The 1624-nt window shown below is 28.6% G+C and carries 1 protein-coding gene; it reads right to left on the bottom strand.

The genetic code is table 11. From position 1 onward, the window contains the following. Nucleotides 1–1186: 1186 nt before the first annotated feature. A partial coding sequence (locus FNZ60_RS09415; RefSeq protein ID WP_342774764.1) for a type ISP restriction/modification enzyme occupies nt 1187–1624 on the bottom strand: 438 nt, incomplete at its 5' end.

Raw genomic sequence — 1624 nt, 5'->3', positions numbered from 1 at the left:
CTTCTTTTGTATTATGTGCTTTTAAAGCTATATTATGGGCTTTATTAAGCGATTGCGTTATTTTTTGAATCTATACATTTATAATATTTAGAAACGCTCTCATCATGCGTATTTTTAACTTTATAACCTATCTTGTTTTTTACTAAATGGTTTTTAATTTTTTTGTTAATTTCTTTTAAAACACATTTGCAACTTAATAATTTTTTATAGGAACTGTCTTTATAACCAATGCTTTCATTTGCAATGTAATTATAAAACCTGCTTTTTTCACACATTCTCTATAGCCCTTATCTGCTTTATAGCTACCGCATCATTTTTCATTTTTATAAGAGAAATGATAATTGTGATTTATAGCTTTTTATAAAAACATCTAAAGAGAGATTGATAATTATAGAGATGAGCAAAATCCCTTTTAATAGACTTTTGTCAGTCTTGTCAGTTTTGTCAGTTAACTCTAGACCCTATATTATTTTTTTAAAATGAGAGAAAATTAAAATCATTATTTTTCAATATGTTAATATTTTAATGATACAACCTATATCGACAATACAACCATAAATTCAACTTATAATATATATGTGTCAGTTATCTGTCAGTAAATTGAACTGACAAAAGTGATCACTTTAGTGAGTGATTAAAACATGTCTTATGAAAGAAAGCATATGATCTTTTAAAGCCTTTCAAAAGACAGTTTATAATCATAAGAAATGCTATCAAGATCATTATGGTTATGGGTTTTGAAGGGGTTTTGAGTTTTGACGGTTGCTACTTTTAGATAAAAAAATAGTAAAAAATAAAAACGTTATATTTCAATGCGTTAATATTTTTAAATCTTTCAAAAAACAACCTATATCAACAATACAGCCTATGAATTCAACTAATGATATATGTTTCGAGGGGGTTTTGACAATTTTTGCACCGTCAAAACCTATAAGCAAAATGAATATACATAATTCTTTTTAAACAAAGCTTTTGAAAAGAATAAAGCTATCATTTTAGATTACGGTATAACCTTTTAAAGCAATCTAAATTACAGTGTTTAAAAGTGCAAATGATTTCTTTTTAGAAGAACGCATATAAACACTCCTTTTAAGATTGTATCTAATCAACTTACAAAAGAGGTATAGCTATATTCTATACCCCTTATGAGATTAGCACCCCCATTATGTAAGCATGCTTTATAAGTTTATTCAGTTTCTCTAATTTTTAATTTTGGTAAGTCTTTAACGATTTTCATTGTCTCTAAACTTACGGTAATAACCCTTTGAAACAATTCTAGAGGATAGGCAGGGTTTCCAACGGTTTCAACAGCATAGCGATTGGCATCATTCACAATACCACTTTTTTTATCTGTCTTTACACATTGACGCCCCATAACCCATTCAAGAGCAGGTTTGCCATTGACGATATAGTTATAAGCCTCTAGAGGGATATCTGTCATTGTGATATTGCTGTTATAAATAACCGTTGTTTTATCCTTTTCCTTACTATTCTTAATTTTTGCAAATTTCATTTCTTTAACGTAGTAAAATTCTTCTGGATTAGAAATATCAGTCTGTTTTGGATTGCCTTTTTTTAAGGTTACTGGATAGGGGGCCGCATCTTCATAATTGACGTGCAAATG

The organism is Bartonella massiliensis (genome assembly GCF_902150025.1).
Classification (GTDB): Bacteria; Pseudomonadota; Alphaproteobacteria; order Rhizobiales; family Rhizobiaceae; genus Bartonella; species Bartonella massiliensis.
Note: the sequence above shows the minus strand (reverse complement) of the source record. Positions and strands in the feature narration are given on the sequence as shown.